This is a genomic window from Rahnella sp. Larv3_ips, from assembly GCF_003697865.1.
GTDB lineage: Bacteria > Pseudomonadota > Gammaproteobacteria > Enterobacterales > Enterobacteriaceae > Rahnella > Rahnella rivi.
Window position 1 is genome coordinate 215,518 of record NZ_MJIB01000003.1, and the last position, 26,394, is coordinate 241,911.

At 53.3% G+C, this 26,394-nt stretch carries 23 protein-coding genes; 14 read left to right on the forward strand and 9 right to left on the reverse strand.

Annotated elements, in window-relative coordinates; genetic code table 11:
• Nucleotides 1–25 precede the first annotated feature (25 nt).
• A complete protein-coding gene (rhaS, locus tag ED901_RS00985; protein WP_056776633.1) occupies nucleotides 26–853 on the reverse strand; it encodes an HTH-type transcriptional activator RhaS in 828 nt (275 codons plus the stop codon).
• 343 nt (nucleotides 854–1,196) lie between these two features.
• Here rhaS and rhaB point away from each other — a divergent pair, with 343 nt between their 5' ends.
• The 5 genes from rhaB to rhaM all read left to right on the forward strand — a co-directional run bounded on the left by rhaB (nucleotide 1,197) and on the right by rhaM (nucleotide 6,507).
• Nucleotides 1,197–2,681, forward strand: a complete 1,485-nt coding sequence (gene rhaB / locus ED901_RS00990; protein ID WP_122094270.1) for a rhamnulokinase — start codon at nucleotides 1,197–1,199, stop codon at nucleotides 2,679–2,681.
• A complete protein-coding gene (locus ED901_RS00995; protein ID WP_122094272.1) occupies nucleotides 2,678–3,934 on the forward strand; it encodes an L-rhamnose isomerase in 1,257 nt (418 codons plus the stop codon). The genes rhaB and ED901_RS00995 overlap by 4 nt, the downstream gene beginning before the upstream one ends.
• Before the next feature lie 51 nt (nucleotides 3,935–3,985).
• Nucleotides 3,986–4,810 (forward strand): rhamnulose-1-phosphate aldolase, encoded by an 825-nt coding sequence (gene rhaD, locus ED901_RS01000; RefSeq protein ID WP_056776624.1) that lies wholly within the window; start codon nucleotides 3,986–3,988, stop codon nucleotides 4,808–4,810.
• 135 nt (nucleotides 4,811–4,945) lie between these two features.
• On the forward strand, nucleotides 4,946–6,094 hold the full coding sequence (fucO, locus tag ED901_RS01005) for a lactaldehyde reductase (protein WP_122094274.1): 1,149 nt from the start codon (nucleotides 4,946–4,948) through the stop codon (nucleotides 6,092–6,094).
• 98 nt (nucleotides 6,095–6,192) lie between these two features.
• Entirely contained in the window at nucleotides 6,193–6,507 is a 315-nt protein-coding gene (gene rhaM, locus ED901_RS01010) for an L-rhamnose mutarotase (RefSeq protein ID WP_056776618.1), read from the forward strand.
• Here rhaM and ED901_RS01015 read toward each other — a convergent pair.
• From ED901_RS01015 to ED901_RS01040, 6 genes are all read right to left on the reverse strand, one after another.
• Nucleotides 6,482–8,731, reverse strand: coding sequence for a YgiQ family radical SAM protein (locus ED901_RS01015; protein WP_122094276.1), 2,250 nt, complete (start codon nucleotides 8,729–8,731; stop codon nucleotides 6,482–6,484). The two genes, rhaM and ED901_RS01015, sit on opposite strands and share 26 nt — an antisense overlap.
• A 162-nt stretch (nucleotides 8,732–8,893) precedes the next feature.
• Nucleotides 8,894–10,195, reverse strand: coding sequence for a type II toxin-antitoxin system HipA family toxin (locus ED901_RS01020; protein ID WP_122094278.1), 1,302 nt, complete (start codon nucleotides 10,193–10,195; stop codon nucleotides 8,894–8,896).
• Nucleotides 10,189–10,533 carry an XRE family transcriptional regulator gene (locus ED901_RS01025; RefSeq protein ID WP_122094280.1) on the reverse strand — a complete coding sequence of 115 codons (345 nt, stop codon included), beginning with the start codon at nucleotides 10,531–10,533 and terminating at the stop codon, nucleotides 10,189–10,191. The genes ED901_RS01020 and ED901_RS01025 overlap by 7 nt, the downstream gene beginning before the upstream one ends.
• A 198-nt stretch (nucleotides 10,534–10,731) precedes the next feature.
• Nucleotides 10,732–12,384 (reverse strand): dihydroxyacetone kinase subunit DhaK, encoded by a 1,653-nt coding sequence (locus ED901_RS01030; protein WP_122094282.1) that lies wholly within the window; start codon nucleotides 12,382–12,384, stop codon nucleotides 10,732–10,734.
• A gap of 145 nt (nucleotides 12,385–12,529) precedes the next feature.
• Nucleotides 12,530–13,897 carry an L-serine ammonia-lyase gene (locus ED901_RS01035; RefSeq protein ID WP_122094284.1) on the reverse strand — a complete coding sequence of 456 codons (1,368 nt, stop codon included), beginning with the start codon at nucleotides 13,895–13,897 and terminating at the stop codon, nucleotides 12,530–12,532.
• Nucleotides 13,898–14,000: 103 nt separating this feature from the next.
• The gene (locus ED901_RS01040) at nucleotides 14,001–15,284 is read right to left on the reverse strand and encodes an HAAAP family serine/threonine permease (protein WP_056776603.1); all 1,284 of its coding nucleotides are present in this window, start codon (nucleotides 15,282–15,284) and stop codon (nucleotides 14,001–14,003) included.
• A 583-nt stretch (nucleotides 15,285–15,867) separates the two neighbouring features.
• On the opposite strand from ED901_RS01040, the gene ED901_RS01045 reads away from it, so the two are divergent.
• The 3 genes from ED901_RS01045 to ED901_RS01055 are packed head-to-tail and all read left to right on the forward strand — an operon-like array spanning nucleotide 15,868 to nucleotide 18,262.
• Nucleotides 15,868–16,461, forward strand: coding sequence for a YfiR family protein (locus ED901_RS01045; RefSeq protein ID WP_240993851.1), 594 nt, complete (start codon nucleotides 15,868–15,870; stop codon nucleotides 16,459–16,461).
• A 2-nt stretch (nucleotides 16,462–16,463) separates the two neighbouring features.
• Nucleotides 16,464–17,747: a diguanylate cyclase domain-containing protein gene (locus tag ED901_RS01050; protein ID WP_056776596.1), complete on the forward strand. Its 1,284-nt coding sequence runs from the start codon at nucleotides 16,464–16,466 to the stop codon at nucleotides 17,745–17,747.
• A gap of 17 nt (nucleotides 17,748–17,764) precedes the next feature.
• Entirely contained in the window at nucleotides 17,765–18,262 is a 498-nt protein-coding gene (locus ED901_RS01055) for an OmpA family protein (protein ID WP_122094286.1), read from the forward strand.
• Here ED901_RS01055 and ED901_RS01060 read toward each other — a convergent pair whose 3' ends face one another.
• A complete protein-coding gene (locus ED901_RS01060) occupies nucleotides 18,263–19,135 on the reverse strand; it encodes a LysR family transcriptional regulator (protein ID WP_122094288.1) in 873 nt (290 codons plus the stop codon).
• Nucleotides 19,136–19,237: 102 nt separating this feature from the next.
• On the opposite strand from ED901_RS01060, the gene budA reads away from it, so the two are divergent.
• Both budA and alsS read left to right on the forward strand, forming a co-directional pair.
• Nucleotides 19,238–20,020: an acetolactate decarboxylase gene (gene budA, locus ED901_RS01065; RefSeq protein WP_122094290.1), complete on the forward strand. Its 783-nt coding sequence runs from the start codon at nucleotides 19,238–19,240 to the stop codon at nucleotides 20,018–20,020.
• A gap of 27 nt (nucleotides 20,021–20,047) precedes the next feature.
• Nucleotides 20,048–21,724: an acetolactate synthase AlsS gene (gene alsS, locus ED901_RS01070; RefSeq protein ID WP_122094292.1), complete on the forward strand. Its 1,677-nt coding sequence runs from the start codon at nucleotides 20,048–20,050 to the stop codon at nucleotides 21,722–21,724.
• A gap of 32 nt (nucleotides 21,725–21,756) precedes the next feature.
• Here alsS and ED901_RS01075 read toward each other — a convergent pair whose 3' ends face one another.
• Nucleotides 21,757–22,590: an HNH endonuclease gene (locus ED901_RS01075; RefSeq protein WP_122094294.1), complete on the reverse strand. Its 834-nt coding sequence runs from the start codon at nucleotides 22,588–22,590 to the stop codon at nucleotides 21,757–21,759.
• 392 nt (nucleotides 22,591–22,982) lie between these two features.
• Between ED901_RS01075 and ED901_RS01080 the strand changes: the two genes are divergently transcribed.
• From ED901_RS01080 to ED901_RS01095, 4 genes are all read left to right on the forward strand, one after another.
• Complete coding sequence (locus tag ED901_RS01080) at nucleotides 22,983–23,315, forward strand: hypothetical protein (protein ID WP_122094600.1); 333 nt, start codon at nucleotides 22,983–22,985, stop codon at nucleotides 23,313–23,315.
• A gap of 491 nt (nucleotides 23,316–23,806) precedes the next feature.
• Complete coding sequence (locus ED901_RS01085) at nucleotides 23,807–24,547, forward strand: hypothetical protein (protein ID WP_122094296.1); 741 nt, start codon at nucleotides 23,807–23,809, stop codon at nucleotides 24,545–24,547.
• A gap of 90 nt (nucleotides 24,548–24,637) precedes the next feature.
• Nucleotides 24,638–25,120 (forward strand): hypothetical protein, encoded by a 483-nt coding sequence (locus ED901_RS01090; protein WP_122094602.1) that lies wholly within the window; start codon nucleotides 24,638–24,640, stop codon nucleotides 25,118–25,120.
• Between the two features lie 86 nt (nucleotides 25,121–25,206).
• A complete protein-coding gene (locus ED901_RS01095; RefSeq protein ID WP_122094298.1) occupies nucleotides 25,207–26,361 on the forward strand; it encodes a tellurite resistance domain protein in 1,155 nt (384 codons plus the stop codon).
• Nucleotides 26,362–26,394 lie beyond the last annotated feature (33 nt).

Here is a 26,394-nt window from a genome sequence, read left to right on the forward strand (position 1 = left end):
TTCCTGAGGCCGCGAGAGGTGCCGCTTAACGTAACTGGTCACGCATGAGTTTTGGCGACACCGAAAATTCCCGACGGAACTGCGTCGAAAAATGGTTACTGTCACTGAACCCGCAGGCATAGGCGATATCGGTAATGCTCTGATCGCTGTGATGTAAACGACGGCGCGCCTCCAGCAAACGTAGACGGTTGAGATACCGTTGTGGCGTCAGGCCGGTGTAATGCTTCATCTGCCGGTGCAGGGTGCGCAGCGCCAGAGAAAAACGGTCTGCGGCTTCAGTCCAGTTAACTTCTTCACTGTAATGTGACTGGAGCCATTGCAACAGTTGATTGACTTTGTTTTCAGAGGTGTCTCGCAATTGTGGCTGGAAACAATCCTGATAAAGCAGGATCAGCAACTGCAGGAACAGGCTTTCACGTGTGGCGATATGCTCCATTTCAATGCTGTCCGGCAGCGCTTCCAGCTGCGCAATACACTCCAGCACCTGCACGACCACGTGCGGGCTGAGTTGCCAGTGGATCTGCGCCTGATAATGATGCTCCTGTGGCAGGAAATGGCCGACGTCCTGAATAAAACGGAATGCTTTTGGCGAACGGAAAAGGACGTTGGTGAGCCGCAGATTCTCCACGTTTTCAAACAAATGGTGATCGCTTGCGCGCACAAAACACACGGTGCCGGCCGTCAGCGTATAGGGATTATCATTAAAGATGTGCACGCCGGAGCCGCTTTCCACCAGCATAATCTCGTGAAAATCGTGGTAGTGCTCCGGGAATACACTTTGCGGAAGACGTCGCTCAACGGTCACCGTCAGCTCAGGTGCCGCAAAATAATCATCACCCTTCAGTAGCGTCATTGATCGCCTCCGGTTTAGACATTCATGTGCTTCGGGGAACCCACCCTACCTTGTGCCACGCCGTCTTACCTTCAAACCGCGGCGCTAAAAACGGCATAAACGGTCATTTTTTCAAGATTCCCCCGGTGGTGATGCAGATCTGCGGCGAGGATCACAATCGCTGTGTTCGCGTTACCTGCCGTTTTCATCACCGCCGTCCGCAGGTCTTTGGGCTGAACTGTGATCTGCCTCGCATCTACCTTTTTAATGCTGCCATCCGGTTAAAACCCGTGGCAATCACCGGAAGGTGCCCCCGCCCCACCTCCCCTACACTGGCCAGCATATTCAACAAGGAATGGCCGCTATGAGAACTCACCATCTTGCCGCTATTGACCTCGGTGCCTCCAGCGGCCGTGTAATGCTGGCCACGTTTACCCGCCAGGATCCCGATTCAGCCGCAACGCTGACGCTGACAGAAATTCACCGTTTTCCTAACACTCTGAAGCACGTTGACGGCCACGATACCTGGGATCTGGATGACCTTGAAAAGCACATTCTGGAAGGACTGAACCGTCTGGATTCTTCCGGCGTCCCGCTCGATGGTATTGGCATCGATACCTGGGGGGTGGATTACGTGCTGCTCGACGAACAGGGCCAGCGGGTGGGTTTAGCCGTGGCCTATCGCGACAGCCGCACCGACGGCGTCATGGCGCGGATGGAAAAGCAGGCAGGCCGCCACACCATTTATCAGAAAACCGGCATCCAGTTTATGCCGTTCAACACGCTTTATCAGCTGCGGGCGCTGACCGAACAACAGCCCGAGGTCGTGAACACAGCCGCACATCTGCTGATGATCCCCGACTATTTCCATTACCGCCTGACGGGCGCGCTGAACTGGGAATATACCAACGCCAGCACCACGCAAATGCTGAATATCGCCACCGGTGACTGGGACGAGGATCTGCTGAAACTGGCGGGTGTTCCACGCCGCTGGCTGCAAAAACCGACGCAACCGGGAAACTCAAAGGGAGTCTGGCACAGCCCGCGCGGGCGCAGCGTGCCGGTTATCAGCGTCGCTTCGCATGATACCGCCAGCGCCGTGGTCGCCGCACCGCTGACCGGCCCGCACAGCGCTTATCTCAGCTCCGGCACCTGGTCGCTGATGGGCATCGAAAGTCCGAAAGCGTTCAATCAGACGAAGGCGCTGCACGACAACATCACCAATGAAGGCGGCATCAACGACAGTTATCGGGTGCTGCGCAACATTATGGGGCTGTGGCTGTTCCAGCGGGTTTGCCGGGAACTGGGGATTCAGGATTTGCCTTCACTGATCACACTGGCAAAAAACATTCCCCCGTTCACTTACCTGATCAATCCGAACGAAGACCGCTTTATCAATCCGCCGTCGATGGTCAATGCCATCCGCGAAGCCTGCCAGCAGGCTGGCGAACCGGTGCCGGAATCACCGGCCGAACTGGCGCGTTGTATTTTCGACAGTCTGGCCATGCTGTATCGCAAAATCGCGCTGCAACTGGCTGATTTACAGGGCGCGCCGCTGGAAGATATCCATATTGTTGGCGGCGGCAGCCAGAACCAGTTCCTTAACCAGCTGTGTGCCGACGTCTGTCAGGTCAACGTCAGTGCCGGGCCGGTTGAAGCCTCTACGCTCGGCAATATCGGCTGCCAGCTGATGGCGCTCAACGCCGTTAAAGACACCGCTGAATTTCGTCGTATCGTGGCCTCGAACTTCGAACAGCACCATTACATTCCCCGTGTTCACGCGGATTTCGCTATTCACTGGCGCCGTTTTGAGGCGCTCTGTCACGTCAATGAGGAGCTCGCAGTATGACTTCATCTATCGATCACGCATGGACGCTTGCTAAAGAACGCTTTGCGCAGCTGGGCATTGATGCCGAAGCCGCAATCACCCAACTCGATACTCTGCCGGTTTCCATCCATTGCTGGCAGGGGGATGACGTCGCGGGCTTTGAGAACCCGGAAGGCGGCCTGACCGGGGGGATCCAGGCGACCGGCAACTATCCCGGCAAAGCGCGAAATGCGCAGCAACTGCGGGCAGATTTAGAACTGGCGATCTCCATGATCCCCGGCCCTAATCGTCTGAACCTGCACGCTATTTACCTGGAATCCGACACGCCGGTGCCGCGTAACGAAATCGAGCCGAAGCATTTTACCGGCTGGGTAGACTGGGCGAAGAAAAACAAACTGGGTCTGGATTTCAACCCGTCATGTTTCTCACACCCGATGAGCGCCGACGGGTTTACCCTTTCCAGCGCCAACCCTGAAGTCCGTCAGTTCTGGATCGAACATTGTCAGGCCAGCCGCCGCGTATCCGCCTCGTTTGGCCGTGCGCTCGGCACGCCGTCAGTGATGAATATCTGGGTGCCGGACGGCATGAAAGACGTCACCGTCGATCGTCTGGCACCGCGCCAGCGCCTGATGAGTGCGCTTGATGAAGTGATTTCTGAGAAGTTTGCGCTCACCGAACACATCGACGCGGTCGAAAGCAAATTGTTCGGCATCGGTTCTGAAAGCTACACCGTCGGCTCCAACGAATTCTATCTCGGGTACGCCGCCAGCCGCGGCACTGCGCTGTGCCTCGATGCCGGACACTTCCACCCGACCGAAGTGATTTCCGACAAAATTTCCGCCGCCATGCTGTATGTGCCGCGCCTGCTGCTGCACGTCAGCCGCCCTGTGCGCTGGGACAGCGACCACGTGGTGCTGCTCGACGACGAAACGCAGGCCATTGCCAGCGAAATCGTTCGTCACAATCTGTTCAACCGCGTGCATATCGGGCTGGATTTCTTCGATGCTTCCATCAACCGCATCGCCGCCTGGGTTATCGGCACGCGCAACATGAAAAAAGCACTGCTGAAAGCCCTGCTGGAGCCGACCGAATTACTGAAAAAGCTGGAAACCGAAGGCGATTACACTGCGCGCCTGGCCCTGCTGGAAGAACAGAAATCGCTGCCGTGGCAGGCGGTCTGGGACATGTATTGCCAGCGTCACGACGTGCCGGTTGGCGGCCAGTGGCTGGATGCCGTCCGCCACTACGAAACCAGCGTGCTGGCAAAACGTTAACAATCGCTTATCACAACAGAACGCATTCACCTTATTCGCAGGAAAGAACTGATGAAAACATTATTTAGCGCGTGGTTTGTACAGGGCATGGTTAAAGCAACCACAGATATGTGGCTGAAAGGCTGGGATGAGCGTAACGGCGGCAACGTCAGCATGCGTTTGTTACCGGAAGATATTGCCCCCTACAAAAATGATTTTTACGCCCAGCCCCGCACGGTGGAACTGACTCAACATGCGCCGGATCTGGCGAATGAATACTTCATCGTCACCGGTTCCGGGAAGTTCTTCCGTAACGTGCAGCTCGCCCCTTCGGAAGCGCTGACGGTGATTCAGCTCGATGACAAAGGCGCCAGCTACAAAATTCTGTGGGGCCTGACCGCAGGCGGCCTGCCGACCTCAGAACTGGCGTCACACCTGCAATCTCACGCCGTACGTAAACGTGTCACGAACGGGCAGGACCGGGTGATCATGCATTGCCACGCCACCAACCTGATCGCACTGACTTATGTGCTGGAACTCGACAGCGCCAAAATCACCCGCAAGCTGTGGGAATGCAGCACCGAATGTCTGGTGGTGTTCCCCGACGGCGTGGGCATTGTGCCTTGGATGGTGCCGGGCACCGACGGCATTGGCGCCGCCACTTCCGATCAGATGCAACATCACAGCCTGGTGCTGTGGGCGTTCCACGGTATCTTCGGCTGCGGTCCGACGCTGGATGACGCCTTTGGCCTGATCGACACCGCTGAAAAATCGGCAGAGATTCTGGTCAAAGTGATTTCCATGGGGGGCATGAAACAGACCATTCAGACCGACGAACTGATTGCCCTCGGCAAACGTTTTGAGGTCACGCCTTTCGAGGCGGCACTGAAAGCCTGATCCGGCGGTTGCTGCTCCGGACACGATAAATCCTGCACGGGGAACAGAGGATGTTCCCCGTAGCAAGAACGGGCAAAGACCCGGGAGCATCGCCACACAGAACATCAGTTCTATTTACTCTTAGAGGGATTTTTTATGAGTTTTATGTTGGCACTTCCTAAAATCAGCCTTCACGGCCAGGGCGCAATCGAAGATATGGTGGCGATGCTGGCAACCCGACAACCCGGCAAAGCGCTGATCGTTACCGACGGCCAGTTAGTCGAACTCGGCCTGCTTGATAGTTTATTCCACGCACTCAAAAAAGCAGAATTGCCCTACGCCCTGTACGGTGGCGTCGTGCCCAATCCCACCTCCGCCCATGTTGATCAAGGCTTGCGTCTGTTTCAGGACAATCATTGCGATTACCTCATCGCTTTCGGCGGTGGCAGCCCGATTGATACCGCCAAAGGCATTAAAATTCTGACCGCCAATCCGGGGCCCGCCACGATGTATTCCGGTGTAGGCAAGGTCACTAAACCGGGCGTTTTTCTGGTGGCCATCAACACCACAGCGGGCACAGCGGCAGAACTCACCAGCAATGCGGTGATCATCGACAGCCAGCGTCAGGTGAAAGAAGTGATCATCGATGCCAACCTGATCCCGGATATCGCCGTAGACGATCCTTCGGTAATGCTGAAGATCCCGGCGGATGTGACCGCAGCCACCGGCATGGACGCGCTGACCCACGCCATTGAAGCCTATGTGTCACTCGGCGCGCATCCGCTGACGGACCCGACCGCGCTGGCCGCGATTTCAACCATTACCCAATGGCTGCCAAAAGCGGTGGATCACGGCGATAATCTGGAAGCGCGTGAGAAAATGGCGCAGGGGCAATATCTGGCAGGCATGGCGTTTAACAGCGCCGGTCTGGGCCTGGTTCATGCCATGGCGCATCAGCCGGGCGCGACGCACAATTTGCCGCACGGCGTCTGTAATGCGATTTTGTTGCCGGTCGTCGAAGAATTTAACCGCGCTTCTGCCCCGCACCGCTTTGCCGATATCGCCCGCGCGATGGGCGTACATACGCAAAGCATCAGTGAAACACAGGCGAGCATCGCGGCCATTGATGCGATCCGTCAATTGTCGGCACGTGTGGGGATCCCGTCCGGTTTCAAAGCGCTGGGGATTCAGGAGGCCGACATTGAAGGCTGGCTGGACAAAGCGCTGGCAGACCCCTGCGCGCCATGCAATCCGAGGACGCCGACGCGCGAAGAAGTGCGCGAGTTGTATCTGAAGGCAATGTAGTTTTTCGCTTTTTCCTCTGTGAAGAGTGAAAAAGCAGGGGCGATTTCTTTACTCCTCCCTCTTCACAGAGGGAGGAGGCAAACCAGGCAGGAGAAAACATGATCCGTAAATCTTTCGTGATGCAGGTTAACGCCAATGCGCACGACGAATATCAGCGTCGTCATTCACCAATCTGGCCGGAACTGGCAGAAACGCTGAAAGCCCACGGCGCGCATCACTACAGCATTTTTCTGGATGAAAAACGCAATCTGCTGTTTGGTTATGTGGAAATTGAATCAGAAGAGAGATGGAACGCGGTGGCGAAAACGGACATCTGCCAGCAGTGGTGGAAGCATATGGCAGACGTGATGCCTGCCAATGCCGATAACAGCCCGATAAGTGACGATCTTAAACCGGTCTTTTACCTCGACTGACTCCCCGGTTTTCACCTTTCCCCTGTGCTGCCGGTTTTCCGGCTTTTCCTGTTGCCGGCCCTGCGGCGACCGGTTTTTTCCCCGCGCGTGCTTTCCCTGATCCTCTTGCCGGATCCTGTGCCTTCGATGCGGTAAAGCGGGTCGCCGCAGGCCGTGCGATCCCCGAGCGAGGCGGAGCGAAACGAGGATCAAACCCGTCCGGCGGCACCAGACAATCCGGGCGCACGCCAATCAGACGGCGCATACCCATTGCGGTCAGCGCTTCGCGGATCACCGGCCAGTTCACCGGATCGTGATAGCGCAGCAACGCTTTATGCAACCGGCGCTGACGATCGCCCTTCGGCACCACCACGTCTTCACTTTTGTAATCGACTTTATTGAGCGGATTCTTGCCGCTGTAATACATGGTGGTGGCGCTGGCGAGCGGCGACGGATAAAAGTTTTGCACCTGATCCAACCGGAAGCGGTTTTTCTTCAGCCACAACGCCAGATTGATCATATCTTCAGTGCGCGTGCCCGGATGCGCCGAGATGAAATAAGGGATCAGGTACTGCTCTTTCCCGGCCTGTTTCGAATAGCTGTCGAACAGCTCTTTGAACCGGTAATAACTGCCCATACCCGGTTTCATCATTTTCGACAGCGGCCCGGTTTCGGTATGCTCCGGCGCGATCTTCAGATACCCGCCTACGTGGTGTTCAGCCAGCTCTTTGATATAACGCGGATCTTCCACCGCCAGATCGTAACGCACGCCAGAAGCGATCAGGATTTTCTTGATGCCTTTCAGGCTGCGGGTGCGGCGGTAAAGGTTGATGGTCGGCTCATGGTTGGTGTCCATGTGCGTACAAATTTCAGGATACACGCAGGAGGCGCGACGGCAGCTTTGTTCGGCTTTTGGCGACTGGCAGCGCAGCATATACATGTTGGCCGTCGGGCCACCGAGATCGGAGATCACACCGGTAAAACCGGGCACATTGTCGCGGATCTCTTCGATTTCGCGGACGATCGACTCTTCCGAACGGCTCTGAATGATCCGCCCTTCATGCTCGGTGATCGAACAGAACGAACAGCCGCCGTAGCAGCCACGCATAATATTGATCGAGAAACGGATCATGTCGTACGCCGGAATGGTGGCCTTGCCGTAAGACGGATGCGGCACGCGCTGGAACGGCAGCGCAAACACTGCATCCATTTCCTCAGTAGACAGCGGGATCGCCGGTGGATTGATCCACACATAGCGATCGCCATGTTTTTGCATCAGCGCACGCGCGCAGCCAGGGTTAGTTTCGTGATGCAAAATGCGCGAGGTGTGCGCGTACAGCACTTTATCGCCCTTCACTTTTTCAAATGACGGCAGCAGCACGTAGGTTTTCTCCCACGGCTTCGGTTTTGGCGCGCGAACGGTGACCGGCTGCGCCGCGTCGGGTGCGGGCAGTTCGCCTTCTGAACAGGGCAAATCTTCGCCGTACGGGTTCATGATCGGCTCAATACGACCCGGTTTATCGAGGCGGGTGGAATCCACCCCGCTCCAGCCAATCAGTGCGGTTTTACGCATCACGGCGGTATTGCGCACGTCATGAATGTCAGTGATCGCCTCGCCCGCCGCCAGACGGTGCGCCACTTCCACCAGGGGGCGTTCGCCGTTGCCATAAATCAGCATGTCGGCCTTGGAATCCACCAGCACCGAACGGCGTACGGTATCGGACCAGTAATCGTAATGCGCAATGCGCCGCAGGCTGGCTTCGATACCGCCGAGCAAAACCGGCACGTCGCTGTAGGCTTCTTTGCAGCGCTGGGAGTAGACCAGCGTGGCACGATCAGGCCGCTTGCCGCCGACGTTATCAGGCGTATAGGCATCGTCATGACGCAGTTTTCGGTCAGCGGTGTAGCGGTTGATCATCGAATCCATGTTGCCGGCGGTCACCCCATAAAACAGATTCGGTTTGCCAAGACGCATGAAATCGTCTTTGTTACTCCAGTCCGGCTGCGCGATGATCCCCACGCGGAACCCCTGCGCCTCCAGCATACGGCCCACGATCGCCATACCGAAACTCGGATGATCGACATACGCATCGCCCGTCACCACGATCACATCACAACTGTCCCAGCCGAGCTGATCCATTTCCTCACGGGTCATCGGGAAAAACGGCGCAGTGCCGTAGCATTCGGCCCAGTAACGCTGATAAGAAAACAGGGTGCGATCGGGTTGGATCAGGCTGATTGGCATAAACAGGTTCTTCGTCGGCGGCAAATAATTGGCCGCAAATTATACAGGTGTGGCCTGGGGCACGGGCGGGCAAATGACGGTAACTTGTTTTAGATCAATTTTGCTCTTCGCACTAAAAAAGCCCACCGGTTTCCCGGCAGGCCTGACATTGAGCGTGTGAATCTACAGTTTAAGGCGCAGATTTTTTTGAATTTCATCAGCAAATGCAGGAAATACTCCAGCTTCTTTAGCAAACCGGGGCCACTGGCTGACAATATCGATCACTTCGTCGATGATTTGATTCGCTTCTTTTTGAAAAGAAGCCGCAGGCACCAGCAGATCCTGCCGTGTAAAATTATCGCGTTTGCCATTCAGCGACATCTGATGAGAGTTAACCCACGGCGAACCGGGTTTATAGCTGTAAGCAATATCAAACGCCGGAGCCAGCTTCCACTGAACCTGCTCGTTAAGGAGAAATCCAAAATTTTTAGTGTGATCATCATGATTTCGGGCAACGATGTTAAACACCATTCGACGATACAGTTCTAATGCTTCGCTTCGGCTTTGACGTAACACACGCATCAGAGTAAATAATTGCTCATAACTGTAGTGTCCTGGCTGCTTATAGTCTGCATGGTCCATTGCGCATAGAGACTGATAGTGAATTTTTCGGTTGCCTTCACGATCGAAGCGTTGGGTCATAAAATGTGCGCGATCCCCGTCTGGTAACAATTCGCAATGCGAGATAGCGATCCCCGCTTCTTTAGCCATCAGGTAATAAGCAAATTCCATTCGTCCAAACCCCTGCGGATCACCGAAGGTTTCTTTAGACTTTGATGATTCGACGACACCATCAAACTTCAGTAAGTAATGTTCAAATCCGGCGGGAAGATCGACCTGACCACTACGAATTTCTGTACGCTCCCGATTGATCCCAATGACGGCTTTAGGGCGGGCCCCACCCGCTGAGGTCCCGACCTGTAAAATATGCATGAAAGCACTCTGAGCATCGGGTTCTTCAAGATGCTCTTCCAGACCAGCCCTCTGATTCACAACGGATTGTGCCATCTTAACCAGACTATTGAGGTCTAACTGGTCTGCGGCATTGAGTCCACGGTCAATGACAGGCAGGTATTCCAGCGCCCCCATTCCACGGATGCCGGTGTAGAGAAGACGTTCAAGCGCTGAAAACCGCGCTTTGTCCTGCCCCGTTCGTGCCAGCCAGTCGTCAATGACCGCATTACCGAAATCATCGGGCAAGGTATCCGCAAAAGCCCCCGGCAACCCTTTGTAAGTATCTCGGGCAAGCGCAGGGAACTGATAAACCTGCGAAGATAAGGGCATTTTTATCGGGCTAATTTCAATACCACGACGGATCCAGCTGTCTTCATACTGAAAAGCACACAAGCCGGTGTTGGAATCATATGACAGCGCTCCAACCCAATGCCCCCACATTTCGACGCGCGCAACAGAATGATTCACCATCCTAAATCTCCATTTTCAGATGTTTTATTCGTTTTTTTCGATCCCGCACGTTGCCTCTTTTTACCTTCTAACTTCAGCAGCTCGATAGGACTAAAGGGGGCGGGAGGCAGGAAGCTATCCAAATTTTCCAGTTTGCCTAATATTCTCAGGATACCGATGATGACTTCAAATTTCGCTTTTCCTTTCAGTGCATTACGATAGCTCCCTTTCGAAATCCCCAGTTCTTCCAGGATCACGCGCTGCGGAATATTGGCCTCAAGACGGATCTGTTCGAGACGCTGACCAATTTCCTGAGCGATGGCAGCATCGGTCATCGCATAATAATTAACTTTCGGCATCGCTCACTCACCCAATTTATAGATCTTTTTAATGACCCTTAAACCAATATATAGCATCTAAAGGACAGAATAATACCCCTTAAAATAAAAATAAATTAAAGGCCATAAAAAAGCCCCTTAAATGCTAAATTTAGCCATAAAGGTCATTAAAAAAGCCCACCAGTTTCCCGGCAGGCTTTTTAGATGACTACGGCAAACTTATTTCTTCGCCAGCGCCTCAAACACTTTCTCGACAGCCACCGCGCCCGGATCTTTCACCCCTTTCAGGCTGTCACTGCTCAGATAAGAAGAACGGCCGGCGTTGGCCTTCTTCATGCTGGCGGTATCTTTCGCGCCTTTGGCCGCCGCTTTGGCCGCGCCTTTCAGGGCATCTTTCTTGCCCAGTGCTTCCAGCGCCGGTTGCAGGGCGTCGATCATGGTGCGATCGCCGAGATCGGCACCGCCGTAATGCTTCATACGCTCCAGCCCGAACAGTAAGGCTTTCGGCAATTTTTCGCCCTCTTCCACCTTTTTACCGGCAGCGGTAAAGAAGATCGACATCAGCACGCCGCTGGATCCGCCCATCACGACGGCAAGACGATCGCCCACTACACCGAGCAGATCCGCCACATTGTTCAGCGGCAGTTTTTTCGCTTTGTTCTGTTTCTGGATATCGCGGGCACCGGTAGCAAACGTCGAACCGGTATCGCCGTCACCGACTTTGGCGTCGAGTTTGTTCAGCTCATCTTCGAGATCGGAAAGCGTCTGGGTAATGGTTTCCACGATCTTACTGACCTGCGCATTAGAAGACGCTTTTACCGTTTTCTTATCGCTGATTTTCTTGCCTTTTTTGGTCGCCAGTTTTTCCAGCTTCACCAGCGGCTGCCAGCCGGACGCTTCCACTTCTGCCAGCAGGGCTTCTTCAATGCCGCCTTTGAGCGCAATCACCGAGAGCGAGAAGCCTTTCATATCCAGCGCACTGACCAGCGAAGCCGGGCCAATCAGATAACGGATCGACCCGCCGAGCGCGGAATGCACCACTTCTTTGGTGATCTGACTCATCTCCAGCGGAGAAACGCCGCCGAGGTTGTTGATCAGTACCGCCAGCTTGTCGCTTTTCTTCACATGCGGCTGGAGCTTTTCGACCAGCGTATCGACGATTTTTTTGCTGTTCTGGGTCTTCATCTTCGACACACCCGGCTCGCCGTGAATGCCTAAACCCAGCTCAACGTGGCCTGATTCGATACGTTGTTCTTCTTCATCTTCTCCGCCACCCGGCAGGCTGCAACCGGCCGCCGCCACACCGATACTGGCGGTGGCATCAATCGCCTGCTGGGCGATTTTAGTGACATCTTTCAGAGATTTTCCCTGCTCTGCCGCGTAACCGGCAATTTTGTGCACCAGTGCGGTACCGGCGATGCCGCGTGGCTGCTTGTTGTCCGGCAGGGAAATGTCGTCAGACACCATCACCAGCTCGACGTTATAGCCCATGCCTTTGGCTTTCTCGGCGGCCAGACCGAAATTCAGACGGTCGCCGGTGTAGTTTTTGACGATCAGCAGACAGCCCGCTTTGCCGGTGACCGCCACGATCGCGTTCAGCACCGCATCGACGCTCGGCGAGGCGAACACTTCGCCGCATACCGCCGCGGTCAGCATCCCTTTGCCGATAAACCCGACGTGCGCCGGTTCGTGGCCCGAGCCACCGCCGGAGATCAGCGCAACTTTTTTCTTATCCCAGTCGCGCCGCACAACGACGCGAATGGCCGGATCGATGTCCAGTTTTGCCAGATTTTTGTAGGGAGAGGTCAGGATCACCCCTTCGATAACATCGTTAATCAGAGTCTTGCGGTCATTCATGAAAAATTTAGACATGCCGGACGTTTCCTTTTAACTGTTTTCCAGGTGTTTTGAGGGACTACATAAATTTTTTGATAACCAAAACATAGCACAGGAGGAAAATCGGGAAGGAGACGAGAAAGGCGGTTTCCCGCCTTTTAGGAAATATGAAGGAAAGAGATCAGTTACAAGCCAGGACTTTTATCGCCAGACCACCGGTAGACGTTTCACGGTATTTTGAGTTCATGTCCTTACCGGTTTCGTACATGGTTTCGATGACTTTATCGAGACACACGCGCGGCTCGCTGGTGCGGCGCAGTGCCATACGCGATGCGTTGACCGCTTTCACCGCAGAGATGGCATTACGTTCGATGCACGGCACCTGAACCTGTCCGGCCAGCGGATCGCAGGTCAGCCCGAGGTGGTGCTCCATCGCGATTTCTGCCGCCATAAATACCTGCGCGGTGCTGCCGCCCAGCAACTCGGTCAGACCCGCTGCCGCCATGGAACAGGCCACGCCGACCTCGCCCTGACAACCGACTTCTGCACCGGAAATCGACGCATTCATCTTAAACAGAATGCCGACCGCGCCTGATGCGAGGAAGAAACGGCTGTACGAATCAGGGCTAATCGGGCGGATAAACTGATCGTAATAGGTCAGCACCGCAGGAATGATACCGCACGCGCCGTTAGTGGGTGCAGTGACCACGCGGCCACCGGCGGCATTTTCTTCGTTCACCGCCATCGCGTACATATTGATCCAGTCCACCACGCCCATCGGATCGACATTATTTTTGTCCTGCGTCACCAGTATGCGCCGCAGCGCGGCGGCGCGGCGGTTGATTTTCATCGGCCCCGGCAGCAACCCTTCGGTGTGAATTCCGCGGGTAATGCCTTCGCTCATGACATTCCAGATCGCCGCAAAATGTTCGCTGATTTCCACGCGCGAATGGCCCGCCAGTTCGTTTTGCAGCATCAGCGCGGAGAGCGACAGACCGGTGTCGGTGCAGTGTTTTTGCAAATCACTGGCCGAGCGGAACGGATACGGACGCACGACAGGGTTTTCATCCTGAAGCCCAAATTTGCTGGCTTCGACGATAAAGCCGCCGCCAATGGAGTAATACGTTTGTGTATACAGCAGATCATCGCCGTTAAAGGCGCTGATGGACATGCCGTTTTCATGCAGCGGCAGATTACCGGTGTGGAAATTCATGCCTGAATTCGCCGGGAAATCGACCTCTTTGGCGCCCTTGCCGAGCATCAGACGTCCGGTGGCTTCAACCTGACGAATAAACCCAGGAATCGCATCAATATCAACGTCATCCGGCATATTTCCGGCCAGCCCCATAATGATGGCCAGATCGGTGTGGTGACCTTTACCGGTCAAAGATAAAGACCCGTAAACATCTACCACCACGCGGGTGGTCTGTGCGAGATGACCTAAAGAAATAAGTTCATCAGTGAATATTTTCCCGGCTTTCATCGGGCCAACAGTATGCGAACTGGAAGGACCAATACCAATTTTGAAAATATCGAAGACGCTGATCACGGTGGACTCCATGTCTGAATAGGATTACGGGAAATAACAGGAAAAGAGGTGCAGGAAACAGCGAGCGGGAATATTCCCGCTCACTTTATTTCTGTTTTAATGATTAACCAATCAGGCTAAATACAATGGCTGACATGGCAATCAGACCCATAATTACCACGAAAACATTACTGATGTGGCCGCTGTATTTTCTCATTGCCGGGACTTTACGAATGGCATACATAGGCATCAGGAATAATAGCATCGCAATAATCGGGCCGCCGAGGGTTTCAATCATACCCAGAATACTTGGGTTCAGCGTGGCAACCGCCCAGGCCGTGACTAACATGAAGATGCCGGTATAACGGTTGAGCTTAGGTAATGGAATTGTTTTCCCTTTGCTGCGCAGTGATTTAATCACCATGCCGTTAAAACCTTCACGTGCACCCAGATAATGCCCGAGGAAAGATTTGGTAATTGCAATAAAGGCAATAAATGGAGCGATATATTCAATCACCGGGTTAGAGAAATGGTTGGCTAAATACGACAGAATAGAAACGTTCTGCGCTTTGGCTTCCATCAGGTCTGCCGGAGAGAGGCTCAGGACGCAGCTGAAGACGAAGAACATCACCGTCAGCACCATCATGATGTGGCTAAATGCCAGAATGCGTGAGCATTTTTTCTCAGCGTCGTCGCCGTACTCTTTACGTTTTGCGACCGCAAAAGAAGAGATAATTGGCGAGTGGTTGAAGGAGAACACCATCACCGGAATAACCAGCCACAGGGTCATCAGCATGCCGTGCCCTACGCCGTTACCGGACAGGGAGACATTCTCAAAGACTGTGGTGTTCCAGTTTGGGATGAGGTACAGCGCCAGCGCCATTAATACCGCCACGAACGGGAAGACTAAAATGCTCATCGCTTTGACGATCAGATCCTGACCGAAATGCACCAGCGTCATTAAGCCTAACAACAATACCAGCGACAATAATGCGCGCGGAGGTGCTGTCAGATGCATCTGATGAGTAATAAAGCTCTCAACGGTATTGGTGATAGCAACGCTATAAACCAAAAGGATCGGGTAAATCGCGAAGAAATAAAGCAGCGTAATTAACTTACCGGCGGAAATACCAAAATGCTCTTCTACCACTTCGGTAATATCTTCACCGGCATTCTTCCCTGATAAAACAAATCGGGTTAATCCGCGGTGAGCGAAAAACGTCATTGGAAATGCCAGGATAGCCATAATAATTAACGGTATTAATCCGCCAATACCGGCATTAATCGGTAAGAAAAGAACACCTGCCCCAATTGCTGTTCCGTACAGACCCAACATCCACATGGTATCGGTTTTACGCCAGGAACTGACTGACTCTTTAGACAGCGTTCCAATAGTTGTGTTATCCATAATCCCTCAATGCTTATTTATAAAGTAATTCGTTTTCCCCAGAATGGTTGATGTTTTTTTCACTGCACCCGTCATCAAAAAAACCATCCTGACGGATAAAACATACCATTAATGCGGGCATGATACCTATCCGTAGCATAAAAATCTGGGTAACCGCGTGGCTTTGAGATCATGGTCACGAATATCCTAAAATAGCCGCCTAATATTCCTTTAAATTCCAAACCATTAACATTTTCTCCAATTTAATTTCATCAAAAGGAGAGGCTGATAACATTATTCTTAACGAATTATTTGTTATCGCCGTGACTATTATTTAATTAACGGTTGAAATACAAACAAGTTGGATTATTTAACGGCTCAGCCAGGCAAAATATATGTTCAATAAATAAACAATGCGAAAACGAATTACATTAAGACTTCTTCAGTATTCCCTGATGTGTCTGCCTCCATGTCAACAAATCAGCACAATTGTGCCGGTTTACGGGCAGATAAATTTTTTACTGACGCTTTCAGAAGTATTGCCGATAAAGTTATTCTTACGCCGGTGAAACAATTTTAACCGGATGAATCGCAGAGCGAGCCCATGGACAAAGCCCGACATTCTTTTTGCCTGTCAGTGAAGACGCATAACCGCCGGTTATTAAAGGCGATGTACGGCTTTGCCATGCTCATTTTTCTCACTATCGCCCCGCTGACGCAAAGCGTGGCAGAAACACGTGATGACGTGGCGCAGGAGGCGAGCGTCGCCCAGACCGTTAACGGGATCCTCAGCTATTCGCGCTGGCCCGCGGGGGAGGCTTCTTCCACTGCGTTGCGGCTTTGCATCATTCCCCCGGTAAAATTTGCGGCGCAGTTAACGCCCGATGGCAGTGCTTTCTCCGGCAGACCGCTCAACGTGATGACTTACCCTTTCGACAGCCCGATGCTGGCGACGCAGTGTGACGCCATTTACTCAGGCTACACCTCGCCGGAACAGCAGGCAGATTTAAACCAGCGACTCACAGGCCACGCGGTACTGACCATCAGTGAGCAGGATGACGGCTGTGCATTACTCAATGCCTTTTGTCTGGTGATCACCCCTCAACATACCGGGTTTAAATTGAACCTGGATACGCTGTCACGCAGCGGCGTGCGGGTAAATCCCGCCGTATTACAACTTGCCAGGGAAAAGGAGTAACGATGAAGAATAAAACTATTCCTGTTCCTGAGGTTGAACAGCCGCGCCCGCGTAAAACCCTGGGCGCTGCGCTCAACCGCATCCACGTTATTGTGATTTTGACGGCGATCGGCCTGGCGGGCTTTTTACTGACTTTACTGGCGCTGATTGCCCTGCGCTCACATGCGGAAAGTAATCTGCAGCTGACCGCGCGTGCGATCAGCTACACCACAGAAGCCGCGCTGGTGTTTAACGATGCCTCTGCCGCCCATGATTCGCTGATTTTCATTGCCGACCGGGGAGATTTCTCGCAGGCGAAAATCCTGACCCCGGCGGGCAATACCTTCGCCGAATGGCAACGCCCGACGGAAGGGAACTGGGACAAACTGGGGCAGTTCATCGGACATCTTGCTTTCCCGGATCCGGTGACGCTGCCGGTCATTCATTCCGGTTCGGTGATCGGCACCGTCTGGCTTACCGGCAACGGCACCAGCCTGCTCGGCTTCCTTCTGGAGACAGTGCTCAGCCTGATTGGCTGCCTGGTTCTGACGGCGCTGGTTGCGCTCTATTTCTCGCGGCGGATGCAAAAAGGCATCGTGGACGCACTCGGCCATATCACGCGGGTTACCCACGAAGTGAGCGCTAACCGCTCCTTTAATCTGCGCGTCCCTTCCGCGCCGGTTGCCGAACTGCATACGCTGAGTCAGGACTTCAACAGCCTGCTGACGGAGCTGGAAGCCTGGGAAAATCACATGAAAAACGAGAACGTATCCCTGACCAAAAAAGCGTTGCACGACGGCCTGACCGGTCTGCATAATCGCGCGTTCTTTATTGATACCCTCAATCAGTGCTTCAATCCGATGCGCCCGCCGCTGTCTCTGGCACTGCTGTTTATTGATGTCGATAACTTCAAAGAGATCAACGATTCACTCGGCCATGCGGCAGGGGATCGGGTGCTGATGGTGATTGGCGAACGTCTGTCGAAGACCCTGCGTGAAGGCGATGTGCTGGCGCGCCTGGGTGGCGATGAGTTTGCCATTCTGCTTGACCCGATGAACTCTACCGCCGAATCGGTGGCCTTTGCCGAACGCATTGTCGATACCATGAAAACGCCGGTGATATTGCTCAACAACAAGACGCTGGATGTTTCGCTGAGTATTGGTATCGCGCTGTCACCTTCACAGGCACACAGCGCTAAAGAGTTACTGGAAAAAGCCGATGAAGCGATGTACCGCTCGAAAAAAATATCAGGCAGCTGCTGGCATGTTTCAACAGGCATGCCGCTGACCGTCGTGACGAAAGACTAAAAGGAGTTAACACCACCATGCACGCGTATAACACATTGAAAACCTGGTATCAGTTCGCCGCGATGGGACTGTGCATTTTGCTGCTGGCCGCCTGCCAGACCAAACCCGCTGGGCTCACTGCGGAACAGATCGCTGTTTTGCAAAAAAATGGCTTCACGCAGACGGCCGCAGGCTGGGAACTGGGTCTGGATGCGAAAGTGCTGTTTGGTAACAATCAGGCGACGCTTTCACCGGAAAGTGAAAAAACGGTCGAAAAACTTGCCAGCGATTTGCTGCATGTTGGCCTGATGAAAGTGAATCTCGACGGCCACACCGACAACTACGGTGATGTCGGCTACAACAACGATCTGTCACTGCGCCGCGCCAACACCGTCGCCGCGGCCTTTGCTCAGGCCGGCATGCCACGCGCCAATATTCACACGCGCGGATTAGGCCAGAGCCAGCCGGTCGCCAGCAATAAAACGCAGGAAGGACGCGCGCAGAACCGTCGGGTGTCTGTGATTATTGTGGTGTAGCTATAACAACCCCACCAGATGCAGCGCGGCCTTGCAGTTATCCGTTCTGCGCCACGCCAGCGCTATCTGCGTCGTCAATGTCTGCCCGGCAATGGGCAGACAGCGCACATTATTCTCATCAATTTTACCGAGCGACGCCGGCACCAGCGCGTAACCAAATCCTGTCGCCACCATACTCAGCGATGACGTGATTTGCGGACACTGCTGACCATAGCGCGGCGAAAAACCCGCTTCTTCGCAGGCCGTCGTCACCGCATCGTACAACCCCGGCGATAAATCCCGTGGAAAAGTGATCAGCGCGTCGTGACGCAATGCCGCCAGCCGGACGTCCTTCCCCTGGCTGAGCGGATGCGTTTTCGGCAGCGCCACCATCATCTCTTCAATATCCAGAACCTTAAAACTGAACGCTTTGCTGCGTTCGCAGGGCAGACGAATAAAAGCCACATCGAGCGCGCCCTCGCCCAGCGCGGTCATCAGCCCTGCCATGTCTTTTTCCTGCGGCTCCATCACCATGCCCGGATATTTATCCCGAAAGCGATGTAAGAGCGAAAAAACCTGCGGATTAAACGCGGTCGAAGTCGCAAAACCGATGCGCAGCGTGCCGCTCATGCCACGGGCCACCGAGCGCGTGCGCTCAAGGGCGGCATCGGTCAGTTTGATGATATTGAGCGCCTCGTCGTACAGCACTTTTCCGGCTTCAGTCAGCTCAACGCCACGGGTCAGGCGTTTCAGTAAAGGGGTACCGATTTCATGTTCGAGCCGCTGGATTTGCTGGCTCAGAGGAGGCTGGGAGATGCCCAGTTGTTCAGCAGCACGGGTGAAGTGCCCCGTCTCTGCCACCGCCACAAAATAGCGCAGATGACGCAGTTCCATATCAAAAACGTCTCAAAGTGAACACCTCCTCATATTGGAACTCAGGGCGGAATGGCGTCAACCTTTAGTTAGCTAAGTTAATCATTCCATCCGGAGCTCTGCATGAAAAACCATTCCGATTCCTGTTCCTGCGTCGCCGATATCGCCCGCACGGCCACGGCGTTTAAGCAACAACATCCTGACCGCGTGTTGTATCAGTCATCACTGATGAGCGCCCTGCTCAGCGGCGTTTATGAGGGCGAGACGACGATGGCCGACCTGCTCCGGCATGGCGATTTTGGCCTCGGCACCTTCAACCATCTCGACGGTGAGCTGATCGCCTTTAACAGCAACATCTTCCAGTTGCGCGGCGACGGCAGCGCACGACGTGCCAGCCCGGAACAAAAAACGCCGTTCGCCGTCATGACATTCTTTAATCCCACCCATGAATACCACATCGAACGTCCGCACAGCCGCGAGCAGATCCATCACGTGATCGACGAGGTTGTCGCCAGCCAGAACACCTTCTGCGCGCTGCGCATTGACGGGAGATTCAGCCGGGTCGAGACGCGCACCGTGCCGGAACAGCACCGGCCTTATAAACCGATGCTCGAAGCCATCGAAGCCCAGCCGACATACCATATCGAACACAGCCAGGGCGTGCTGATTGGGTTTCTGACCCCTGCTTATATGCAGGGCATCAACGTCGCCGGATACCACGAACACTTTATTAATCAGGAACGCAGCAGCGGCGGCCACGTGCTGGATTATCAGGTGGAGAGCGGCACGCTGACCTTCGGCACCGTTGAAAAATTGCTGATCGACTTCCCGCATGACAGCGATTTCCTGCACGCCAATTTATGCCCGGATGATTTGAACGACGCCATCCAGTCCGTTGAAAGTTAATCACCGCCACATCGAAGGAGTGACACCATGAAAAATTCAGACAGTAAAACCGAGTGGAAATGCGGTGCGGATCTGGTGGTCGCGCAGCTTGAAGCCCAGGGTGTAAAACACGTATTCGGCATTCCCGGCGCAAAAATCGATCGCGTCTTTGACTCTCTGCTCGATTCCAGCATTACGCTGATCCCGGTCCGTCACGAAGCCAACGCCGCCTTTATGGCCGGCGCGGTTGGCCGCCTGACCGGTAAAGCGGGCGTCGCGCTGGTCACCTCCGGTCCCGGCTGCTCGAACCTTATCACCGGCGTCGCCACCGCGACCTCCGAAGGCGATCCGCTGGTTGCGCTGGGCGGTGCGGTAAAACGCGCCGACCACGTCAAACAGGTGCACCAGACCATGGACACCGTCGCAATGTTTCGCCCGGTGACGAAGTATTCCGCTGAAGTCACCTCCCCTTCCGCGCTGGCCGAAGTGCTGGCGAACGGCTTTCGCGCCGCCGAGTTTGGCCGCCCCGGCGCGGCATTTATCAGCCTGCCGATGGATATCGTCAACGAACCGGCCAGCGGCAAATTGCTGACCTCGCAGGCACCGGTGCTCGGCAGCGCGCCGCACGATGCGATCATGCAAGTGGCGCGCCTGCTGCGACAGGCCAAAAATCCGGTGCTGCTGCTCGGCCTGATGGCCAGCCAGCCGCGTAACGCCGAAGCGATCCGCCGTCTGCTGCATAAAAGCGATCTGCCGGTGACCAGCACTTATCAGGCGGCGGGCGTTATTGATCAGGCTTCCTTCCACCGCTTCGCCGGGCGCGTCGGTTTGTTCAACAATCAGGCCGGTGACCGCCTGCTGCGTAATGCCGATCTGGTGATCACCATCGGTTACAGCCCGGTCGAGTACGAACCGGCGCAGTGGAGTAACGACAACGCCGAACTGGTGCATATCGACGTCATGCCCGCCGAAACGGACAGCGATTATCTGCCGGACGTCGAGCTGGTGGGCGACATCGCCGACACGCTGGATCTGCTGACCGAACAGATCCATCAGCGCATCGATCTGAGCGCGTCATCTGTCGAGATCCTCGAAGATCGCCGCCAGCAACGTGAGCTGCTGGCTCAGAAAGGCCGCAGCCTGAATCAGTTTGCAATCCACCCGCTGCGCCTGGTGCGCGCGATGCAGGACATCGTCAACAGCGACGTCACACTGTGCGTCGACATGGGCAGTTTCCATATCTGGATCGCCCGCTACCTCTACAGTTTCCGCGCCCGTCAGGTGCTGATTTCCAACGGCCAGCAAACCATGGGCGTCGCATTGCCGTGGGCTATCGGTGCCGCGCTGGTCGATCCGGGCCGCAAAGTGGTGTCCGTTTCCGGCGACGGTGGCTTTATGCAATCAAGCATGGAACTGGAAACCGCCGTCCGCCTGGGCGTCAACCTGCTGCACATCATCTGGGTTGATGAGGCGTACAACATGGTGGCCATCCAGGAAGAGAAAAAATACCACCGCACCTCCGGTATCCAGTTCGGCCCGATAGATTTCAAAGCCTACGCCGACGCCTTCGGCGCCAAAGGTTTTGCCGTCACCTCCGCCAAAACGCTGGAAAGCACACTCCGCGCCGCCATGGACGTACAAGGCCCCGCCGTCGTCGCCGTGCCGGTGGATTACAGTGATAACGCGTTACTGATGGGGCAGCTGGAGATGGGGAGGATTTTTTAGGAGGGGATTAGCAAGACGTTAAAACGCCCTTGTTAGGGCGTTTTTTGACTTGCAGCGATCATGCTTTTTAATTCATCAATTGAAAGCGTGCGGTCTTTTTTGCGATGAATGATCCCATGGCAGTTAGCACAAACGGGAACGAGTTCCGTTTTATAATCCACTGCTTTTGATTGGCCAAACTCTGAAACCGGCACCACGTGATGAATATGGATAAAGTCTTTTGCATATTCTCCGTAGAAATTTTCGAAATTAAAGCCACAGGCATAGCAAGTAGTGCCGTGATAACTTTTAGCGAGTTTTTTTAGCCTCTGATCTCTTTCATAAATGGTGACAAACTTGGAAGATTTTTTACCTTCTTGGTAAGAAACCAGCGATTCTTCGTCAGCTTCATTTTCAACATGCACCGCTTCATTTTTAATATCGCCGATGATGTGGCGAGGTTCAGTTAGCGCGGCGGCTACGGCGATGTCAGCAAAGACATCTGCTGAAATAGGACGAACACTGAAACGCCAGTAATTGGATTTCTGCTGCTCAGGGATTTCTTCGTAATAAGCGCCAGCATTTTTAGCCAGCACAGCTTGCTCAAACTGCTGAAAGTCTGTCAAAACAGCATAAAGATGCCCTGCTTCATCGGGTTTGATTTCACTTATGCGGCCAATGCCAAAATAGTGTGGTTCACTTGATAAACGCTGTGAGGAATACTGTTTATTCTCGGGCTTTAATCTGCCCTTGTAATACACAAAACGCATGCCAGGGCGGAGTGATTTTTGATACTGCTTAGGAAAATGATATCGCTCACCAGTTTTATCATCCCACTTTGATACGTCATTCTCAGAGAGAACTACGCAAACCTCTTCATCCGCCATCTATCGACACCTGTTAGTTGAATCAATAGGTTGGAAGTATAAGGCGTTCTTGACTCCATACAACTCATGCATTTATTTTTTGAATAGTTTGACCACTTTTACCAAAGTTAGGCGCGATAACCCCCCGTTTACACGTTTAAATTCATCCCCTTTTCCAAAACATCTCGCAAAAACCAAAACTGCCTAAAAATTCCTATTACGGTATAAATCCCACGAATTAGGCTCTCTTCGCTGCGCCAAAAATTGCGAGTTGCCTTCCAACTCTCGCAACAAAACACTGTAAATACATACAGGCTATTTCTTTGAATCTTCAACAAAGATAGAGTGACCTCGCAGCGGCAACTTCCCGGCCGGAAAAGGGATTTCAACTCACTGACAATGGAATGATCATCATGACTGATACCGACAACACCGCATTCACCGCTAATTCCATCACCGTATTTCGTTCACTGATTTCCGAGCTGGACGTAGGACACTTTGCCGAGGCACAACTCTACGATCTCAGCGCGCTGGCGTCCGAATCAGCCGAAGGGTTGTGCCAGGGTTTACTGTGCCTGAGCGAAGGTCTGGAGAATTGCGAGACACTCCCCCCTGAAGGGATTGCGCAGGTCAGTGGTTACCTGAAAGCCTCGGCCCACCTTATCCCTGCGCTGTTCGAGTTGTGTGAAAAAGCCAACAACAATATGACTAAAACACGCCAGCTTACGGCTTATCCGATGAACTGACGCGCTGAGCACTGCAAAGACCCGGCAGCCACTGTAAAAAACGCGCTGCCGCAACCGGTTCCTACGCATAACAACTGCCCGGTTTGCGGACTGCCCACCATAAGCCCCCTTCAAGGTCTGAACAGCAAGGACTGATGACCGATACAGAAACCGCAGAACCCCCATCAAATACTCCATCAGCAAGCTGAACACACTCCCTTAAAAAAATGCGACTATTTTCCTCTTCAGCACTAAAGATTTGAGTTTGTTTGCCGATATTTGTTTAGCGCTTTCAGAACTCATGACCATCATGCCTTTATTCAGCCATTTTAAGAGGCGAGAACAAATACGATGGTCTGAAAATCGTCATTCTCTGAAGCGATGATAAATTGAGCTTTATGCTGCAAGAATAATGAACGACTCAGAATTTTAAAAAATTTATTACAGCAATAGTGTCTATGGACAGCACACTTTCTTGACGCTGCTCCATTCGATAATTTAAGGATAAAACGATGGCGAATAAGTTTAAGCGTAGCGCAACCTGTCTTCTTGTTTCTATGACCCTTCTTCTTGGCGGCTGTGCCAATACAGGTAGCTCTCTCTTATCTGGCACCAAACCCGATCCGCGACTAACCAGTGGCGAACAATCCAAGTTATTTAGTAGCTCAGCAGCCCAAGGCTGTGGCGTGGGCGCGTTAACGGGTGCTGGTCTTGGTGCACTGGCTGGTGCATTGGCTGGCGATAGCAAGAAGGTCTTGATCGGTGCCGCAGCAGGTGGCGCCGCCGGATGTGCTGCAGGTATCGCTACAAACTACTACCTGGACAGTTTGAAGAAAGATTACGCCACCACCGCAGATCGCCTGCAGGCGATGGATAAAGACATCAGCAAAGATACCGCTGACGTAGCGAAAACAAGCGCCGCCATGAAAGAGGTTATCAGTGATAACCATGCCGCACTGACCAAAATTAGCCTTCAGAAAGACAATGCTGGCTTTGATAAAGCCAGTGCTAATAAAGAACTGGCACAGGTTGATACCAATATCAAAGTCATGAAAGACAAAATCAAGGTCATGAAAGAAAAAACCGCTGGCTATAAAGTGGCGCTGCAGGATCAAAAAACGGACAACGCAGCAGATAAAGGCAAGTTGAAAACTCTGAATACCGAGTATAGCCAACTCAATGGTCAGATTACCGCTCTGGAATCAGAAGCGAATGGTTTATACAGCCAACGCCAGGCTATTTCACTGGGTTGATAATGACGGGCCGATATTATTATCGGCCTTATTTATGCCTATTGCCGTATGCGGCATTTTATTCAGCATTCTCAATTCATGGGTTACTTCATGAGAAAATACGTATTACTTGCTTCGCTGTTACTTGCCGGATGTACCACATCTCCTCAGGAGTGCGATTTACATGCTCAGGATCCCAGTTTTATTACCAAACTGAGCTGCGCGACCTCCGGTGGATATAGACAAAAAGTCGACGAGCAAGAGCACCAAATATTGCAAAGCCAGCGAGACAATAAAATTGCGCGACAAGACCTTGCGGATACCCAAAAACGGGAACAAACCTCGAGCCAAAAACTGACCGATGAACAAACCAGGTTAAAGGCGGCGCAATCCGATCTGGCGCAGACGCTCAAAAAACTCCAGTCGGGCAAAGTGAATAATAAGCAGCGCCAGCAAGAGATTAAGCAGTTGCAAGAACTGCAACGCCAATCTCAACAAGCCAGTAGCGCCAGTGAAATTACGGCTATTGAAAAGAAAATTGCTGACGCCAAAAAAAGAGTTGCCGCGCTTGAGCAAGCCAACACGCTTCAGTAAAAGCGCCGTTAGCGTGGCGCCCTTTTATGGCCGTCACATTGCTGGCCAGTGTCTGATGCCAATGACAACAACAATGAATCCGGGCTATGCAACGATTAATAAGATCAGTGCCAATTGATGATTCTACTCTCACTACCTATGAGGAAACGGTCGCTGTTATACACCGTTATCTTCCCCCTTCCCTTGCGCTACTTTATGCGACGGCACGCCGAAGTGCCGAAGGGAATCTGGAGTGGTGGACAGAGCGGCAAGGGCTTGCAACCCCGCAGTCAGCACTGAGCGACGCCGAACAACTCAAGGTCCAGGACAAGCGCCAGCAGTATCAGAATACGATTGCTGGCTTGATTGAACAGCTAAAAGCCCGTGGGGAAGCCAAACCGGCTCAGGCGTTACAAACGTTGCTCGCTCATTCACAGGAACTGACCTGTTATGGCGTCGGTGGCGAACCCGTATTAATCAACTGGGCAATCCCGGTACAGGAAGCCCCTGTACCTGCTGCGCTGGCTCCGGTGCCATGGTGGCGACGATTCCTGCCCTGGCTGTTGCTGCTGCTATTGCTTTTGCTTTTGCTGGCACTCGCCTGGTGGTGGTTTATCTGTCATAAGCGTCCAGATGCCGCCGTTCCCGTGCCGGTCGAAACGCCGACAGCGGTAACCGACTCATCCCCGAAAAATACCCAGTTAACGGAGAATAACCCGAGCATCAATCTCGAAAAAAGAAAAGACTTCGGGCGCATCAAGGTTAATCTGACCTGGCAACAGGGCCAGCATAAGGAGCCGGTGGATCTGGATATTGCGGCATTTGTTCGTTTTAAAAATGGTAAGAAAGGTGGGGTTGAGGCGCTCAGTAAATTCCTCGGCAATTACGACAAATCTCCCTATATGTTGTTGCAAAAAGATCTGCGTGGCGGCGGCGACCAGGATGGGGAATGGCTCTTTATCAACGGCAGTCAATGGCAGGAAATTGATGAAGTGCTGATTTACAGCTTCATCTACGGCGGTTCGGATAACTGGCAGGGCACTGGTGCCACTATCACTATTTATGTCCCGGATCAGCAACCTATCACTTCCACGCTGGTTAATGGAAGTGAACTCAATAATGTCGCGGCAATCGCCCGATTAAAGAATGTTGATGGCGACATCAAAGTTGAGCGCCTCAACAGCTTCTTCCGCGACCGGCAGTCACTGGATAAACATTATGGCTGGGGCTTCGAATGGACACCTGGTGCAAGCAAAAATTAACCACATTCATATGACTTGCGTGAATTAACAGCC